The 16,922-nt window shown below is 64.6% G+C and carries 18 protein-coding genes and 1 tRNA gene; 14 read left to right on the plus strand and 5 right to left on the minus strand.

From position 1 onward, the window contains the following. Positions 1-2,097 carry an IPT/TIG domain-containing protein gene (locus I2I01_RS04400; protein ID WP_196285197.1) on the plus strand — a complete coding sequence of 699 codons (2,097 nt, stop codon included), beginning with the start codon at positions 1-3 and terminating at the stop codon, positions 2,095-2,097. On the opposite strand, the gene I2I01_RS04405 is transcribed toward I2I01_RS04400, so the two are convergent. Next, a complete protein-coding gene (locus I2I01_RS04405; RefSeq protein WP_196285198.1) occupies positions 2,094-2,252 on the minus strand; it encodes a hypothetical protein in 159 nt (52 codons plus the stop codon). The genes I2I01_RS04400 and I2I01_RS04405 overlap by 4 nt on opposite strands. Positions 2,253-2,395: 143 nt before the next feature. Here I2I01_RS04405 and I2I01_RS04410 point away from each other — a divergent pair, with 143 nt between their 5' ends. The 7 genes from I2I01_RS04410 to I2I01_RS23390 all read left to right on the plus strand — a co-directional run bounded on the left by I2I01_RS04410 (position 2,396) and on the right by I2I01_RS23390 (position 5,933). Then, positions 2,396-2,722 (plus strand): hypothetical protein, encoded by a 327-nt coding sequence (locus I2I01_RS04410; RefSeq protein WP_196285199.1) that lies wholly within the window; start codon positions 2,396-2,398, stop codon positions 2,720-2,722. A gap of 4 nt (positions 2,723-2,726) precedes the next feature. Continuing rightward, positions 2,727-3,401, plus strand: coding sequence for a hypothetical protein (locus tag I2I01_RS04415; protein ID WP_196285200.1), 675 nt, complete (start codon positions 2,727-2,729; stop codon positions 3,399-3,401). Next, on the plus strand, positions 3,398-3,784 hold the full coding sequence (locus tag I2I01_RS04420; protein WP_196285201.1) for a hypothetical protein: 387 nt from the start codon (positions 3,398-3,400) through the stop codon (positions 3,782-3,784). The genes I2I01_RS04415 and I2I01_RS04420 overlap by 4 nt, the downstream gene beginning before the upstream one ends. A 3-nt stretch (positions 3,785-3,787) precedes the next feature. After that, positions 3,788-4,333 carry a TIGR02594 family protein gene (locus I2I01_RS04425; protein WP_196285202.1) on the plus strand — a complete coding sequence of 182 codons (546 nt, stop codon included), beginning with the start codon at positions 3,788-3,790 and terminating at the stop codon, positions 4,331-4,333. Between the two features lie 46 nt (positions 4,334-4,379). Then, positions 4,380-4,562, plus strand: a complete 183-nt coding sequence (locus I2I01_RS04430; protein ID WP_196285203.1) for a hypothetical protein — start codon at positions 4,380-4,382, stop codon at positions 4,560-4,562. Further along, positions 4,559-5,140, plus strand: a complete 582-nt coding sequence (locus I2I01_RS04435; protein ID WP_196285204.1) for a hypothetical protein — start codon at positions 4,559-4,561, stop codon at positions 5,138-5,140. The genes I2I01_RS04430 and I2I01_RS04435 overlap by 4 nt, the downstream gene beginning before the upstream one ends. A gap of 664 nt (positions 5,141-5,804) precedes the next feature. Beyond that, the gene (locus I2I01_RS23390; RefSeq protein WP_262895425.1) at positions 5,805-5,933 is read left to right on the plus strand and encodes a hypothetical protein; all 129 of its coding nucleotides are present in this window, start codon (positions 5,805-5,807) and stop codon (positions 5,931-5,933) included. On the opposite strand, the gene I2I01_RS04440 is transcribed toward I2I01_RS23390, so the two are convergent. The 3 genes from I2I01_RS04440 to I2I01_RS04450 form a co-directional block, all read right to left on the minus strand. Continuing rightward, positions 5,930-6,139: a hypothetical protein gene (locus I2I01_RS04440; protein ID WP_196285205.1), complete on the minus strand. Its 210-nt coding sequence runs from the start codon at positions 6,137-6,139 to the stop codon at positions 5,930-5,932. The genes I2I01_RS23390 and I2I01_RS04440 overlap by 4 nt on opposite strands. After that, positions 6,136-6,408: a hypothetical protein gene (locus tag I2I01_RS04445; RefSeq protein WP_196285206.1), complete on the minus strand. Its 273-nt coding sequence runs from the start codon at positions 6,406-6,408 to the stop codon at positions 6,136-6,138. The genes I2I01_RS04440 and I2I01_RS04445 overlap by 4 nt, the downstream gene beginning before the upstream one ends. Before the next feature lie 94 nt (positions 6,409-6,502). Beyond that, positions 6,503-6,576: transfer RNA gene (locus tag I2I01_RS04450), tRNA-Ile, on the minus strand. Positions 6,577-6,675: 99 nt separating this feature from the next. On the opposite strand from I2I01_RS04450, the gene I2I01_RS04455 reads away from it, so the two are divergent. The 3 genes from I2I01_RS04455 to I2I01_RS04465 all read left to right on the plus strand — a co-directional run bounded on the left by I2I01_RS04455 (position 6,676) and on the right by I2I01_RS04465 (position 9,339). Next, on the plus strand, positions 6,676-7,335 hold the full coding sequence (locus tag I2I01_RS04455; protein WP_196285207.1) for an HAD family hydrolase: 660 nt from the start codon (positions 6,676-6,678) through the stop codon (positions 7,333-7,335). A 28-nt stretch (positions 7,336-7,363) separates the two neighbouring features. Then, positions 7,364-8,575, plus strand: a complete 1,212-nt coding sequence (locus I2I01_RS04460; protein WP_211537808.1) for a site-2 protease family protein — start codon at positions 7,364-7,366, stop codon at positions 8,573-8,575. Between the two features lie 125 nt (positions 8,576-8,700). Then, positions 8,701-9,339 carry a hypothetical protein gene (locus I2I01_RS04465; protein ID WP_196285208.1) on the plus strand — a complete coding sequence of 213 codons (639 nt, stop codon included), beginning with the start codon at positions 8,701-8,703 and terminating at the stop codon, positions 9,337-9,339. 224 nt (positions 9,340-9,563) lie between these two features. Here the strand turns inward: I2I01_RS04465 and I2I01_RS04470 are convergent, their stop codons facing one another. After that, the gene (locus I2I01_RS04470; protein ID WP_196285209.1) at positions 9,564-14,270 is read right to left on the minus strand and encodes a M4 family metallopeptidase; all 4,707 of its coding nucleotides are present in this window, start codon (positions 14,268-14,270) and stop codon (positions 9,564-9,566) included. Positions 14,271-14,550: 280 nt separating this feature from the next. On the opposite strand from I2I01_RS04470, the gene I2I01_RS04475 reads away from it, so the two are divergent. The 3 genes from I2I01_RS04475 to I2I01_RS04485 all read left to right on the plus strand — a co-directional run bounded on the left by I2I01_RS04475 (position 14,551) and on the right by I2I01_RS04485 (position 16,899). Then, complete coding sequence (locus I2I01_RS04475) at positions 14,551-14,931, plus strand: hypothetical protein (RefSeq protein ID WP_196285210.1); 381 nt, start codon at positions 14,551-14,553, stop codon at positions 14,929-14,931. Positions 14,932-15,069: 138 nt separating this feature from the next. After that, entirely contained in the window at positions 15,070-15,828 is a 759-nt protein-coding gene (locus I2I01_RS04480) for an MbnP family protein (RefSeq protein ID WP_196285211.1), read from the plus strand. Between the two features lie 12 nt (positions 15,829-15,840). Beyond that, positions 15,841-16,899 carry a cytochrome-c peroxidase gene (locus I2I01_RS04485; protein WP_196285212.1) on the plus strand — a complete coding sequence of 353 codons (1,059 nt, stop codon included), beginning with the start codon at positions 15,841-15,843 and terminating at the stop codon, positions 16,897-16,899. The last annotated feature ends 23 nt before the right edge of the window (positions 16,900-16,922 follow it).

The raw sequence follows: 16,922 nt of genomic DNA on the forward strand, positions 1-16,922 counted from the left end.
ATGGCCAACCAGATTCTCGCCAAAGCCACCGCCAACAACACCAGCAAGGCCGTGGAATTTAAACACCCCACGGCTGGCACCTGGCACCTGGGTGTCCTCAACAACAGCTCGGGCAAGTACGAGCTGCTGCTGGGCAACGGCGGCGCGGGCGGCCCGGCCATCGCAGCGGGCTCCTATACGGGCTTGAAGTGCCGGCTGGTGGGCACCACCACCGAGTACGGGTTTAGCGGCGCGGCCGTGACGGTTTTGGGCACCACGCTTCCCTCCAACGCCGCCAAGATGATGCTGCTCATGGGCCAGAGCAACGAGGTGGGCATTGCCGACAGCGAGCTGATTGCCACCACCCCGGAGCTGGCCGCCGTCACGCCCGCCCTGCTGCGCGAATTTCAGCGCGTTAAAATCTGGAATCCCACGTCCCACGCCTGGGAGAAGCTGCAAGTCGGCGTCAACAACCTGTCCTGGACGCTTCCCGGCGACCACCAGTGCTACGGCCCCGAGCTGGGCATTGCACAAGCTTGGGAAGACCTCAACGCCACCGAGGTGCTCTACCTCTACAAGTTCGCCCGCTCCGGCGTGGGCATTGCCTACTTCGACCCGGCCAACACGCAGAGCTACTACCCGCAGATTCGCACCGAAATAAACGAGGCGAAAGCGGCCCTGGCAAGCCAGGGGCTGACGCCTAACGTGGTGGGTGTTTCGTGGAACCAGGGCGAGAGCGACGCCGGCGATACCGCTTACGCTGCCAAGGCGCAGGCGCTGGAAGATGGGCTGCTGGCCGACACTCTGACCGCCGCAACTACGCGCTGGGCCATTGGCGAGGTGAAGACCGACACGGTAGTACCGGCGCAGCAGGCCGTGTGGGCGGGCAACAACGCCGCCACGCACGTCCTCATCCCAACCGCCTCGTACCTCACCCACGACGGGTTGCACTACGACGTGCGCACTATGTTCAACATGGGCGACGTAGACATCTACAACGCCATCTTCCAAACCAACCGGGCGCGGCGCTTCGCCAACGCGGGCGGCACGGCCCCGGCCGCGCCAACCATTACCAGCTTCACTCCCACGAGTGGGGCGGTGAGCAGCACGGTGGTCATCACGGGCACCAACCTAACCGGCGCTACGGCCGTGGCAATCAACAACTTGGCGGTGGCCAGCTTCGTGGTGAACTCGGCCACGCAGGTCACGGCCACGCTCAGCGGCAGCCAAACCACGGGCACCGTCAAGGTCACTACGCCCGGTGGCACGGCCACCAGCACCGGCACATTTACCGTGACGACCAGTGCCCCCGCGCTGCCGGTGACGCTTTACTACCAGTCCGAGCCCAAGATTGCGGCTTTCCCAGGCCCCTGGGACGTGGCGGGCAACGTGGGCGACGGCCCGGGCGGCGCGTCCTATTTGCTTGGCGCAGACGGTTTTCGTGGCATCTCCTTCACCGGCACCGGCTTTCGGCTACTGCACGCGAGCTACGGCGGGCTGTCGCAGAAATACGAAGTGTACGTTGATGGCGTATTGTATGACACGGTGTACGAGGCAACGGACAACTCGTTGCGGGCCGTCATTACGGTGGCGGGGCTGCCCAATGCGCAGCACCACGTTCAGGTGGTCGGCCGCACGGTGTACGGCGCTTACGCTTGGCTGGGGCAAGTGGAAATCACGGGCACGCTCGAAACCTACACCGGCCCGACCACCATCCCCGCGCGGGTGAGCGCCGGCATCTTGGGCCTCGGCACACACGAGCAGGACGACCCGGCTTGGCTGCTGACCGGCTCTTTTGGCTCGGCCAGCAACGGCATCGAAGCAGGCGGTTCGGGCCTGTTCACGCTCACCACAGGCGATAAGGGCGAAGTCTACCTGGAAGCCGCGGTGGACTTCGTGTTCGACCTGGTTCACTCCACCATTGCCGGCTACCACACCACCTACACGGTGGACGTGACCGGCTTGCCGCAGGCCACGGTGGACATCAGCACCGACGCGGGCACCAGTTCTTATGCCGTGCGCTACACCTCGCCCACCATCCCGGCCGGCAAGCACTTGCTGCGCCTGACGGCGCTGGGAATGCTTTCCATTGACCGCATTGTGGTGCGCGCCGCTTAACCCCGTTCCTCTTCCCGCTGCTCCGATGCCAACCCCTCCTCAAAATTCTGCATGTCTTCCTCGTCCAGCAGCGGATAGGGGTAGTGGGACGCGGAACGGCCCGCTTTCAACAAGTCGCGCACCCATTGGCGCAGGCGGTTCCACAGATTTTTCATTTGGTAGAAAGTAAGGCAGGGGTCAAAGCTACCGTTTCCCTTACCCAATACAAGCCGAGCTACACAGAATACTATTTTCTGCTTTCCTGCTACCGCTTCCGCCGGCCCTGGGCCCACCTCTTCATCTCTGCCACCCCTGCTTCATGGCTGCCCTCAAAGTCAACCCCGACAACTCGCTCACCATCCCGTTCCCGCTGCTGGCCATTCTGCTGACCTTCTGCCTGGCCGTGGCGGCGTGGGGCGGCAGCATCCGCAACGACGTGGCCGACAACAAGCGCGAAGTAGCCGAGCTGAAGCAGTGGAAAGCCGAGCACGAAAAGCGGGCCGCCGAGCAACTGGCCCAGGTGCTGGCCGCCAACGCCAAAACGGAAGCCGCAGCGGCCGACTACTACGCCCGCCAAACGGCCCAGAACGCCGCCATCCAAGAAACCCTGACCAACGTGCGCATCACGTTGGCCGCCAAACGCTAGCCGTATGAAACACTCCGTATTCCTCCTGTTTGTTGTGCTGTTCACCAGCTGCGCCGGCTTCCGAGAAGCCCAGCAGCGCCGCCGCGTGGCCAAAGCCGAGCAGGTGCTGGCCACATACAAACGCGACACCCCGCCCGACCAGCAGCTCACCAACCTGGTGGCCGCGCATCCGGAGCTCGAAGGCAAGACGGTGCGCGTGGTGACCAAAACCGACACGCTGCGCGTCCCCGGCGCCACGGTCACCGTCACGCTGCCCGCCGTCAGCACGGCCGCCACGGATAACGCGCTGGTCGATTCGCTCATGCGCTCGGCCGCCTCGCAGTTGCACGCCAAGGACTCGCTGGCCTACGCGGCACGGTTGCGGGCCATCCTCGCGGCCCGGCCCAAGCTGAGCCGCGACACGCTGGTGCAGCGGCTGGGTGTGCTGACCGTGCGCACCTGGGTAGACCGGCAGGGCCGGCCCCACACCACCGTCACCAGCGCGCCCCAAAAATTCGGGTACGCAAAGGAGGTGCACGAGACGGGGCCGGTGGTGGTGCGCAAGGAAATGACCACCTGGGAGCGCATCTGGCTCTTCATTAAAGACGCCAGCCTGCTGCTGGTGCTGCTGATTGTGGGCGGGGTGGTGCTGGTTATCGCCGTGGTGGCACGCCGCCGCAGAAAGGAGCCCGCCGCATGATTACGCTGCCCGCTTCGATTACCTGGTTTGCCTTGTGGTCGCTCTTTGGCTGGAGCCTATTGGCATTCCTGCTGTGGCTCTGGCTGCGGCACGAGCTGACGCCTGCCCGCTTTCTCACCATCTGGGAAAGCGAGAACGTGCTCAGCATCCGGCTGGTGCTGGCCACGGCCGTGGTACTCTTTACGCTGTGCATGCAGGGCGCGGCCCGCATCTCTGACGCCATGGCCACCACCAACTACGGCTTTGCGGCCGTGCTGCTGGGCTTGGGCACGGCCAAGGTGGTGGGCAAGGCATTTGCCAGCCGCCCAGCTACGCAAATCAATGCCCCCAAGTCGGAAATCGACGCCAAAAATTCCACTATTAAAACCGGTGATACCGAATAAGCCATGGCTACGCTCCCCAAACAATTCAACTACCTGGCCGGCAAAACCGGTCCCAAGGTGCTCATCGAAGCGCTGCGCTGGCTGGGCGTGAAAGAGGCGCCCGGGCCCAATGTGGACAACCCCGCCATCCTGGCGTGGGCCGCTTTCGTGGGCGCCAGCTCTTACTACAAGCACGACGCCACGCCGTGGTGTGCGCTGTTCATGTCTTTCGTGGTGAAAATGGCCAGCTTCCCGCTGCCGCATGACCCGTTGCGGGCGCTGAGCTGGGCCACGTTCGGTACGGCCGTACCCGCCGGGCAAGCCAGCTTGGGCGACGTGCTGGTGATGGCCCGTGACGGCGGCGGCCACGTGACGATGTACGTGGGCGAAGACGACACCCACTACTACGGCCTGGGCGGCAACCAAGGCGACAGCGTGTGCATCGCTGGCTTCCCCAAGGGGCGCATCGCCTACGTGCGCCGCTGCCCGTGGCGCAACCAGCAGCCCGACGACGTGCGCCCCATCCGCATCAACGCGGCCGGCGTGGTCAAGGCTGTAAGCGAATCCTGATTCACGCGCTCCTAATCCTTATTCCTCACTCTTAATTCTTAATGGTATGAAATTCCTCTCAGGTTGGCTCGGCGCACTCGCCGGCATCGTTGTGGCCGGCATCGTGCTCGGCATTATGGTTCTGGTCACGAAAACCGACGCACCCTCGCGGCCGCTGTATTTTGTGGCGGCCCTGGCGGCCTTCGTCTTATTTGCTTTCGTTGGCGCCAAAAATACCCGGCGCTCGTGAAGCCCTGGCTCATCGTCGCCATTGTCTTGGGCCAGCTCGTCGGGCTGGCCTTTGCTTATTATGCCCCGCGCTTCTGGATAAAGCGCGACGTGGGCGACTTTAATAAAGACCCAGCGGCCGATACCTTCCACGATGTCTTTCACCGGCAACGGCTGACGTGGCGCATTGCCTTCGACGTGGTGGCCGCGTTGGTGTGCTCGGCCCCTCTGCTTTGGAGTGGGGCGCCCCTCTCCTTCTGGGTTGGGGCCGTGGGCCTGGCCAGCATCGGAGGCGCTTACTTCTTTTTCAAGTTCAACCCGGGCTTGAGCTTGGCGCGCGGCTTGGCCTACGTGCAGCAGTATTACGTCAGTTTCGACCCGCGCGCGGCGTGGTGGCCCGATAGGTGGCTGGCGGGCCGGGCGAAGAAGGCCATTCCTTGGGGGCCCACCACCTTGAATTGGGAAGAGGCTGATGCACTCGACAAGAAGCGCCGGGCCTACGCTGCCCGCGAGCTGGAGCTGCTCTGCCGCTGGGTGCTGGCGCTGGGCATCGTCACCTACGGCGTTTGCGCTGTGCTGTCGTGGCGACTAATGTTATAAGTTGGACACCAGCTGCTGGCCAAGCTGAGGAAACACCAGAGACGTAAACGGATTAACAGCCTTGAAAAAAACTGTTAGTATAAATCCACACTTTGCTTACATTTGCTCCTTTCCGTTAAGGCTAAAACCCCCCACCATTTCACTGTTGGCGCAGTGGAATAATGAGGGGCTAGGCGAAGGAGTTACTCCTTGTTAGCGGTGATAAGTTTGGCCAGCAGTATCAATGCCGGTCCGATTCGCTTCAGGAGCGATGGCTTGCAGATGCCAATGATGAGAATCACGGCAACGAAAAGCGAGATTAGCAGAAGCTTCAATTCTTCTAATCCCAATGAAAACGATACGTGCATTTACGTGTCGGTATCGCCACAAAAGGGCTGCCACTGGCAGCCTTTTTTTGTGGCCAGTGGAGGGTTGCTACGGGTTCGCGTCTTGGCCTACATTGGATTGGGTCGTTAAGGCAGTTGTGAAAGAGCAGAACCGAAGGCTGGGGCAGCAGCCGACGGGCAGTTATTCAATTCCGGAAATTACCTCTTGTGTTTTCCGACGACAAGGAAAAGTTCCGGAAGTTTTCCACATATAGCTTAAACAGCCACACTAAGGCGCTTTGTATTAGAAGCAAAAAAGCCTCGACCAACCGGCCGGGGCTTTTTCGTATCATTGCGCCATGCGCTACGACCCCCACAACCAATACGACGACGATGTACCCTGGTGGGCCAAGGTGCTGGGTGTGGCCGTGCTGTGTGGGCTGGTATGGGGGCTGCTCTGGGTGGTGAAGTGGTTTGAGCACCACTAGCCCGGGTGCCCGATGGGCCGCAGCTCGTCTTCGAAGTAACAATCCCAGTGCGGCGGCCCGAGCCAGTACACGGCCATCCGGTGGTTCATTCCGTTTGGCAGCCGCGTCATGACCCAGCCCCGCCAGCGCACCACGTAGACGGGGCCGGGCCAGCGCAGTTGCACCAGGTTGCCCACGTCGTAACCGAATTGGCCGTAGGGAATCATTCTGTTTCCGGCATCCAGTCCGGCAGCTTCACAAACGCCGCGTAGTCCGGCAAGCGGTCGTCTTCGCTGCCGGCTTCGAAGGCAAAGCAGAACTCGACCTCTTCCGCCACCGTGTCGTAGGCCAGCTCGGCGTAGAAGCCATCAGGTAGTTGGTAGAGCAGCGCTGCCCGGTGGAAGTCATCCCAGCGCCGGGCCAGATAGGTGCCCACCCGGTAGACGTAGGCCTGCTGCACTTCGTCGGAGAGGTTGTTAAAATCGTGGAGGGTCATGGCCTAATTTGCTGCCTGAATCAATTAATTTCACACACCTTCTCGCACACCTTTAGCAAAAATGCCCCTCACCATAACGTGAGAGGCATTTTTGTGGGCCCACTTGGAATCGAACCAAGGACCTACTGATTATGAGTCAGTTGCTCTAACCGATTGAGCTATAGGCCCGGTGCTGGAGGCAGTCATCTTTCACCTCAACCCGTGCCGTTGCCGGCCCTCCAACGCTGCAAAAGTACGACCTTCGCGCACGGAAAACCAAGCGCCTTCATGTTACCTCATTTGCTCTTTGATTTCGGCGGGGTCATTATCGACATCGATTATGACGCCACGCCGGCCGCCATGCGCCGCCTGAGCCGGGCCGGCAGTACCATTGAATTCTCGCAGGCCCGGCAGGCCGAGCTGTTTGATAAGCTGGAAACCGGCCACCTCTCCCCCGCCGAGTTTCGGGATGGGTTGCGCGCCGCCTACGACCTCGACGCTACCGACGCCGAGCTGGACGCCGCCTGGCACGCCATGCTGCTCGACGTGCCGGCCGAGCGCTTGGCCCTTATCGGCGAGCTGCGGGCACAGGGCCACCAAACAGCCCTCCTCTCGAACACCAACGAGTTGCACATCGCCGAAATCAACCAGCGACTGGCCGCCAAGTATGGCTTCAAAAACGGCATCGCCGATGTGCTCGACCGCGTGTTTTACTCCCAGGAAGTGGGCCTGCGCAAGCCGGGCGAGGAAATCTTTCGGCACGCGCTGCGCGAAATGAACTGGCGGCCCGAAGACGTGTTATTCATTGAGGACAGCCCGCAGCACGTGGCCACGGCCCGCCGGCTGGGGCTGCAGGTGCTGCACCTGGCCCCGCCCCTCACCCTCACGACTGCCCTGCCCGAAGCCCTCCGTGTCTTTCCCCGAGAATACACCCCCAACTCACGCTGAACCCGACCATGCCGGCTGGCCCGCCGATGTGGTAGCGCCTCCCGCCAGCCCGCTTGATGCCCCCGAACCCCAGGACCGGCTGCGGGCAGCGCGCCGGCTGTTTCGGCGGTTTGAGCGGCCAGCGCCCTCGCCGGGGCGTACGGCGGCCCTGCACCTCGGGCTGTTTGTGCTCACGCTGCTCACCACCACGCTGGCGGGCGTGGTACTCACGCGGGGCACCATCGACCTGCTTCCACTGGGTTTTTGGGTGTTTCCGGCAGTGCCGCAGCCGGGCGAGTGGGCGCGGGGCCTGGCTTTTGCGCTGCCGTTTCTGGGCGTGCTCACGGTGCACGAGTTCGGGCATTATTTCACGGCGCGCTACAACCGCGTGCGAACCACGCTGCCGTATTACGTGCCGTTTCCGATGGGGTTGGGCACATTCGGAGCCGTTATTCGCCTCAAGGAGCGTCTGTTTTCGCGCCGCGAGTACTTCGACATTGGGCTGGCCGGGCCGCTGGCGGGCTTCTTGGTGGCGGTGCCGCTGCTCATCTACGGGTTCACGCACCTGCCGCCGCTGGAGTACATGTTTAGCATCCACCCGGAGTACGCCCGGTTTGGCGCCGACTACGCCCGGCACGTGTACCCGCCCGACGCGCAGGCCCTTACCCTGGCTAAGCCTCTGCTGTACCAATGGCTGGAGAAGACGTTTGCCGACCCCGCCCGCTTGCCCCACCCCAACGAGCTGCTGCACTACCCGGTGCTGCTGGCGGGCTCGTTGAGCTTGTTTTTCACGGCGCTCAACCTGCTGCCCATGGGCCAGCTCGACGGCGGCCACATCCTGTATGGCCTGCTGGGCCGCCGCATTTTCAACCGGCTGGCCCCGGTGCTGTTCACTGGCTTCATTTTTTACGCCGGGCTGGGTTTGTTTTCGCTGCGCGCCGACTGGCAGACCTGGCTGTATGGTGGGCCGGTGTACGCGGGCTACCTGGCGCTCATTTTCTGGCGGGTGCTGCCCCGTCCCTGGCTCGGGCTGTTGCTGGCGGCCGGCATTTGGGCTGCGCAAGTGGCCGTGGCATCGGCTGTGCCCGGCGCAGTGGGCAACCCCGGGTGGCTAGTGTTTGGGCTGCTGCTGGGGCGCTTCACGGGGGTGGCCCACCCGCCCGCGCCCGACGAGCGGCCCCTGAGCGCCGGCCGGCAGGCACTGGGCTGGGTGATGGTGGTTATTTTTGTGCTGTGCTTCACGCCCAGCCCATTCCGGTAGCAGGGCTGAGTTAAGGCACAGGTCGCGCGCTTTGGCAATGAACTCCACGGCTAGGGCCACCCAACTATTCACAAAACGGGTATTTTTTCGATTGATTTTTGGCCGGCACTCGCCCGCACTTCTGCATGATTTTTAACCAAAAGCAACTATTCCAAGGCACTACGCGCGTGGTGTTGCGAGCTGAAAGCCTGTACGTTTGCAAGCGCAACCCGCAAGGCGTGGCTACCCTCGAAACCGAAGTACCCTATGAAGAAATCCTGCCGGTGAAGGCAGTCGAGCACCGGCACATTCCCGTCAATCAACTGCTGCTGACGGGCCTGCTGCTGGTTTTTCTGGGCTACCAGCCTTGGCGGCAGTGGCTGGCCACGGGCCAGGCAGGGCTGTCGCTTTATCTGTGGTGGGGCATACTGGGGCTGAATGGCCTGGCCAGCTGGGTGCGCTTCGAGCAGCAGTGGTGCACCTTCCGGCTGCAAACGGCGCACCTGGTGGTGACGCTGGCCGGCCGGCCCTGGCAGCGCAAGAAATTCCGGGCTCTGGCGGCCGAGTTGGAACGCCGCACCAAAACCTACCTCCGCTCCGAGTACGGCCAGGTGAACCCGCTGGGCTTTATCGAGCCGCAGCTGCGCCGGGTGGCCTGGCTGCACGAGCTCAACGTACTCAGCGCCCGTGAGGCGCAAGCGTTGAGCACCCGCCTCACCGGCCGCCGCAGCACCACTCCGCTCAAAAGCATGGGCCAGGAGTTGGAAGCGCCTTATTTGAATTAGGAGAGATGTGTGGCCTGTCATCCTGAGCAGCGCGAAGGACCTTGTCACGTTAGCGCCTTCTGACAAGGCAAGGTCCTTCGCGCTGCTCAGGATGACAGAAATGTAACTGCTTCTTTAACAAAAAGCCCCGACACTGCACAGCGCCGGGGCTTTTTCACATTATTGGGCTAGTCGCTGAGAACAGGACGGATTGCTTCGCTCTGCTCGCAATGACAGGCGTTTCCCTACTCCCGCGTCACGCGTAGGGTCTGGGTTTCGCCGTCGAGCACCACGCGCACCACGTACACGCCGGCGGCCAGGTGGCCCGCCTCGGGCAGGGATACGGCGTTGAGGCCAGAAGCTACTGCCACCGGCCGCTGCACTAGCAGGCGGCCGGTGAGGTCGTACAGCGCCACCGACGCAGCGCGCGGGGCCTTTGTCACTTGCAGGGCCAGCGAGAATCCGGCTTCGCCGAAGGGCACCGGCTGGGCCTGCACGCCGAAGCTGGTGGCCGCGGCACTGCGGGTGGGCAGCATGGCGGCGGGGGTGCTCAGCGTCCAGGTTGCCTGCACCGGCCCAACAAACTCGACGTAATTCAGAACGGTGCTTTGCCCGGTGCGCGCGTAGGGCGCCCAGCCGGAAGCGGGTGCCTGGATGGGAGGGGACATAATTGCAGCAGCGGCAAAGGGCTGCACATCAGTCTCACTTAAGCCGTTCAGCTCCGCGTCGCGGTAGCTTAGGCGCAGGGTGGCACTGGCCGGTGTGGTTTGCGGGTACGACATGGAGTAGTAGCGGCGAATGCTGGTGCGGGCCGGCGCCTGGCCAATGGCGCGGTCGGTTACGCGCAACACGCTGACGGTGCCGGGCGTTAGGCTGCCCGAGTTAAGCGTAGCCGCCATTCCAATGCCGCCAAAATCCTGGCTCGTGCCCGGCAGCAACGGCCCAGTGGTGCTGACGTAGCCCGACACATAAGAATCGGCCGTTTCGGTGAGGCGGGCACCGGCCAGATTGAGCAGGGCAGACTGCGTGGTTTTCAGAACGCCCCGCTGCATTGTGGCCGCAACGCTTACGGCCACGAACTGCGCCAGCCGCGCGGTGTCGGCGGCGGCGGGCAGGTTCACCAGCAGGCGAGGCACGTTGAAGGGCTGCACGGTGCCGGAGGGTGCGCTGACGGTCGCGGTGCTGCCGCGCAGGCTAAGGGTGCCATCGGTGCCGGCTATGGTGGCGCCGGCTTCCAGGGTCAGGTTGCCGTACACTTCCAGCGTGCCGCCGTTCAGGGCCAGGGCCGTGCCGGCGCGCAGCGTGAGGTTGCGCACCTGTACCAGGCCAGTGGTGAGCACGGGCTGGGCTCCGGTGCCGCCGCGCACTTCAGCGTCGGTGGTGGGCGTGGGCAGGCAGGTCCAGTTGGTGGCCAGAGCCAGGTCGGTGTTTTGGCGGCGCTGCCACTGCGGGCCGGGCGCCACGCGCACGCTCACGGTGTCGCGGAAGGCGCAGCCGCCGGCCGTGGTGGTACCAATGTAGCGGTAGCGGCCGGGCGCGGTGGGCACGGCGGCCAGCATGTCGGAGCCGTTGGCCGTGATGCCATTGGGTCCGGTCCAGGTCACATTATTGTCGCGCGTGACGAGGCCCCAGGCCGTAACCGGGCCCACGTCCGCAGGGCCGCCGTCCACCACAAACAGGTTCCAGGTGCCGGCCTGTGGCGCGTCGCGCAGCTTGGCAAAGCCCGTGGGCTCGTCTACTTGCCAGGTGCCGGTGAAGGGTGCCGCCCCGGCTCCCAGGCTGCGGGCACCTACAGAATCGATGAACACCGTGTTCTGGTAATTTTGGCCGGCGCCGCCGCGCATGTTGCTCAGCAGCACGCGCGTGCCATCGGGCGCTTCCACATACAGGGTCAGGTCGCCGGTGTAGGTGTGGGTGATGCTCACGCTGATGCCACGCAGGTCGAAAAAGCTTTCGGCCGAGCCGGCCACTACCAGCGGAATGCGCACCCCGGCGGGGTTATTGTCCGGAATCTGCACGCTGCCCGTGAACCGGTATGGGCCGCCCAGTTGGTTTTCAAACAAGCGGCTGCGCAGGCGAACCCGGCCGCCCACACAGGCCACCGAGTCGGCGCTGATGGGGCCGGTGGCTTGGCGGCGCGCCACTACCGACACGGTTTGCTGGTTGGTGCAGTTCGTGCCTGGCGTGGCCGTGGTCACGGTGTAGCGCAGGCGACCGGCCGTGGCCGGGGTCACGCTCACGCGCTTGCCCGCGGCGTTAAACCCTCCGGGGCCGGTCCAGGAGTAGAGCTGGTTGGCCACGCTGTCGTCGGCCGTCACGCGCAGGCCCACGGCACCGAAGGCCTGGCCCTGGCCGGCGCACAGGTCGGCTTGGGTGGCGGCGGCCTGCAGCACGGGCTGGCTTACGGTCACGCTCACATCCTGGGCGCTGGTGCAGCCATAGTAAGGGTCGGAGGCCAGCACGGTGTAGCGGTAGGTAGCCGAGCCACCCGTGGCCGGAGCGGCCGGCGTCACGCTGGCCGTGAGGCCCGTTGCATCGAGGCCGGGCCCGGTCCAGCGCACAGCGGGCACGTCGGTGCTCAGGCGGTTGAAGAGCAGTTCCGTCAGCTCTACGGTGCCGGCGCTGCCCACCTGGTTGTCCATTACCTCCAGGTTGATGGTGGCCAGGGTGCCCGACGGCGCCAGGCTGGCAAAGGTGGCGGCGGGCGTGTAGGTGCCGGTGAGGGTGGTGCCGCTCACGGTGGCGGGCAGGGCCGCGGTGGCCGCGTCCGAGAACGTGAGGTCGAGGGCCACGGGGGCCGCGCCGGCCGGGGCCGTGGGCAGGGCCGACGCCAGGTTCAGGTACGTGGTGGTGCCGGTGCTGGTGCGCACGGCCAGGCGCAGGGCCAGCTGGCTGGGCTGGGCGTGGTTGAGGCGCACGCGCACGCCTTTCAGGTCGCTGTAGTTGCGGTAAATGTTTTCGAGGCCGTGCTGGTAGGTGGCACCGCTCGTTATGACGGTGCTGTAGGCCAGGATGGACGTGTAGGTGGTGCTGCCGTCGGGCACGGGCACCACGGCCAGGTTGCGCAGGCGGCGGGTGTTGGGGTAAGCGGCCGTGGCCGTGAGGCGCACGGCGTTGCCCGCGCACACGCTGCTGGTCGAGGCCGTGGCCGTGAGCACAGCCGCATCATCGGTGGGGCATTGGGCCTGCGCGCCGGCCGGGGCCGCGCTGCTGTTGCCCAGGCCCACGGCAAACCAGGCATCGGTCACGGCCTGCACTTCGGCCGAGCCGGAACCGTACAAATCGGCCGCCGCCTGAATGGTGAACATGCGGGCCGAGCGGTAGTCGGAGTTGGGCGTGAGGTAGAGGCGCTCGGCGCGGTAGGCAATGCGGGCGGCTTTGAGGAAGCCAAGGCCCGTCACGTTATACGCCTGCTGCTGCTCGTTCACGCCGGTTTTGCCCACGGTCAGGATGTAGTACCAGTGGTTGAGTACGCCCGAGTTGGTGTGCACGCCGCCGTTATCGGCCGTGCCGAAGCCCCAGCGCTGGCCCTTGTAGTTGGCCGGGCAGGGCGAGAGCACGGCCGTGCTCAGCGGGTTGCTCATCGAGCGCAGGCCGCCGGAGGTGCGGCAGATGTCCTCGCCCACAATCCAGGTTTGCTTGGTGGGGTCGACGTAGTTCTCAATGGTGGCCCCCCAGATGTCGGAAAAGCCTTCGTTTAGCGCGCCCGACTCGTTCAGGTACACCAGGCCGGCCGTGGCCTGGCACACGCCGTGGCCGGTTTCGTGGGCGCACACGTCCAGGGCCGTCAGCGGGAAGAAGGTGGTGGCCCCGTCGCCGTAGCGCATGGCCGAGCCGTTCCAGTTGGCGTTGTCGTAGTTGGTGGAGTAGTGCACGTAGTTCACCAGCTTGCCGCCGGCCCCGTCCCAGGAGTTGCGGCCGTGCACGGTCATCCAGTAGTCGTACACCTGCGTCGAGCCGAAGTGGGCGTCGAGGGCCGCGTTGTCTTTGGCCGTGTTGTTGAATTCGGCCGCCGTCCAGTTGTTGTCGAGGTCGGTGAAGTCGGTGCCCGTGGCCAAGTTGGTGCCGTTGCGCAGGTTGTAGGTTTCGATGCCGGCGGCGCGGGTGTAGTCGCGCAGCCGGTAGCTGCCATTGAACAAGTCGGTAGCCACCTGCCGCGAACCCATGTAGCGCGTGGCAAACGTGCCCGTGGCCGTGCTCTTGGCACCGCGCACCCCGGCCGGGCGGGCCGCCGGGGCCGCGTGGGCCGCAGCCGAGCCGGCCGGCACCAGCCCCTTGGCGTGTTTGATGATGGCGTCCTGCAGCACCACGTCGCCGGTGCGGGCGTCTACGTACACCCAGGCGCGGCTTTCGGGCTGCTGGGCGTAGATGTTGAATTTCCAGGCCAGCACCAGCGGGCGCCGGGCGGCGTCGGCCACGCGGTAGTCTTCCACCAGCACCAGCTCGCCGCTGGGGCGGTAGGTGGCGGCGGGGTTGCCGGTTTCGCGCTTGATGTTGGCTTCCTCAGCGGCATCGTCCCACATGTAGCGGCGGGCGCCCACGGCAGCCAGGCCGCGCTGCAGGGCGGCAGCGGCGCTCAGGGCCGGCTTGGTGCCGAGGCCGGCGGGCACTGGCTTAAACTCGCCGCTGAGCACCCCGGCTTCGCGGTGCACGGTGTACACGCCGTGCTCCACCTTCACGCCGTTGAAGTACTGCTGAAACCGTTCGTGGCGCTGCCCCAGGTCGTCGGTTTCCACGCGCAGGGCGCGCAGGTCGTCGGCGGGGCGCAGGCCCAGCTCCTGGCGCAGCAACTGGCGGCTGTCGGTAGGCAGCTGGCGCAGGGCCGCGGCCGATTTTTCCGGCAACGCCCGCAGCTGCGGGGTGCCGTCGGTGGGCAGGGATTGGGCCGATACCGCCGCCGCAGCTAGCAGCGGCAGCGCGCCCAATAGCCCGGCGCGTAGAGGTTGTTTCATGCAAACGATGAACTGATGTGAAGGGAATGCGAAAGATACACCGATTTCGACGGTTCTTTTTGTGTTTATAGTTTCGATATCACAATGACTTTCAACGACGAACAACCAGCCCGGCTTTCGCTGCTAACACCTGTCTGGCAAGGCATCGCGGCACTGTTTTTGCGCGCTGGGTTTCACTTGGCCGCGCTAGAGGCAACCGTTTTTTTGCTACCGCCGAGTACAGCCAAAGCAGAACTTTAACGCGCCCGCCTACCTTTGCTATCCTAACTCCTCCCCCGCCGTGACGCGCTTTCTGGCTTTTTTCCTCACTGCTCTCATGCTGCTCCAAACCCTGGGGCGCGAGGTGCTGGTGCTGGACTACCAGCTGAACAAGGCGGAAATCACGGCGCGGTTCTGCGTCAACAAAGCCCGGCCTCAACTGCATTGCAACGGCAAATGCCATTTGGCCAAGCAGCTGCGCAGGGCCGAGGGCGCCGATAAGAAAGCCCCCACCGAGGCCCAGGCCAAGGTGAAATATGAGGTGCTGCCCACCGTAGCCTTCGAGCTGGCCGCGCCCCAACGCTGGCGCCGGCCCGCTGCCCACTTCGCAGCGCTGGTGCCGGGTGCGTGTGCCGCCGGCACCGCCCGGGGCGTATTCCGCCCGCCCCTCCTGCTGGTCTGATTCCGGGCTCGCTGCTTTCGGCCAGGCCGGGAGCACTGCCCCACTCTTACGCCCGATGGTTTCCGCATCGGGCTCATGCGCGCGCCATGTTGCCGCGCCCTGCAATCAGTACTCGTTTATTTCCCCTTGAATTTTCCGATGAAACGTTTTTTCATTTCTGCGCTTTCCTTCGCCGCCCTTTCCCTGACGGGCTGCAAAAAAGACCAGCCGGCGCCCAGCCAAACCGGCACCGTTTCCTTCGCTTTTGAGCAAACTGTGGGCACCGCCCCGCTCACGCTGAACACCCAGACCTACACCACGCCGTCCGGCGACCAGTTCCGGGTCAGCGCCTTCCGGCAGTACATTTCTAACGTGAAGTTCAACAAGGCCGATGGTTCATCTTATGCCGTGCCCGAGAGCTACTACCTGGTGGATGCAGCCGTGAGCAGTTCGCAGGAGGTAACGATTACCGACGTGCCCGTGGGCGACTATACGGGCGTGACATTCACCATTGGCGTGGACAGCGCACGCAACGTATCGGGGGCCCAGAAGGGCGCGCTCGACCCCAACAACGGCATGTTCTGGACCTGGAACTCCGGCTACATCTACACCAAGCTGGAAGGTTACTCGCCGCAGTCTTCCACCGGAGGGCTGGTGTTTCACATCGGGGGCTTCAAGTCGCCTAACAACACAATTCGCACGGTGTCGCCGGCTTTCCCGTCGGGCACCAAGCTGCTGGTGCGCAACGACCACAGCCCCGAAATCCACTACAATGTGGACGTGATGAAGATGTTTACCGGCCCCAACACCATCCGCTTCGCCACGCTTTCGAACACCATGGGCGGCCCCAACTCGGTGCCGGTGGCCAATAACTACGCGGCCGGCATGTTCACGGTGGAGCACATCCACGCTAACTAAGCGCCCACTCTCATGTCGCGTTTATTCAGCGCCTCGCTGGTCTTTGGGCTGGCGGGGCTGCTGTTGGCAGGGTGCCAGGTTCCCGACATTGCGGTGACGCCCACCGAAACGGTGCCGGGCACCGCCATGCCCGCCAATTTTCCGGCGCCGCTGTATGCCGCCGCGGCCAACCCGCCCGATGCGGCCACGTTTGCGCTTGGCCGCTCCTTGTTCTACGACCCGCTGCTCTCGCGCGATGGCACCGTGTCGTGCGGCAGCTGCCACCAGCAGTTTGTGGCGTTTGCCCAGCAGGGCCACCGCGTCAGCCACGGCGTCGACAACCGCCTGGGCACCCGCAACGCGCCGGCCCTGCAAAACCTGCGCTGGAAGCCCAACCTGCTTTGGGACGGCGGCGCCAGCAACCTCGAAACCATGCCGCTGGCCCCCCTCACTAACCCGGTGGAGATGGACGAGACGCTGAGCAACGTGCTGCGCAAGCTGAACGCCAACGCCGGCTACACCCGGCGCTTTGCGCAGGTGTACGGCCCGGGCCCCATCGACTCGTACCAGTTTCTGCGGGCGCTGGCGCAGTTCACCGCCTCGCTCACGTCGGCCAATTCGCGCTACGACCATTATGTGCGCGGCGAAGGCTCGGCCACGCTCAGCCCGGCCGAGCTGCAGGGCCGGCAGCTGGTGGCGCAGAAGTGCGCCAGCTGCCACGCCACCGATTTGTTTACCGACGAGTCGTTTCGGAACAATGGACTGAACGCCACATTCGGGGCCGACTCGGGCCGGGCGCACATCACCGGGCGGGCCTCCGACGTGGGCCGCTTCAAGGTGCCCAGCCTGCGCAACGTGGCCCTCACGCCGCCCTACATGCACGATGGCCGCTTCAATACCCTCGAAGAAGTGCTGGCGCACTACGACCACGGCGTCATCGCCTCGCCTACGCTCGATGCCGCGCTGCGGCCAGCGGGCGGCCCGGTGGGCATTCCGCTCACGGCCGCCGAGCAGGCCAACATCATTGCCTTTCTGAAGACGCTCACCGACGAGGACTTCCTCCACGACGCCCGCCTGGCCGAGCAGCCCTGAGCCTGCCTTGGGCCCGGGGCCTC

Origin of the sequence: Hymenobacter properus, assembly GCF_015694735.1 — a bacterium.
Taxonomy (GTDB): Bacteria; Bacteroidota; Bacteroidia; order Cytophagales; family Hymenobacteraceae; genus Hymenobacter; species Hymenobacter properus.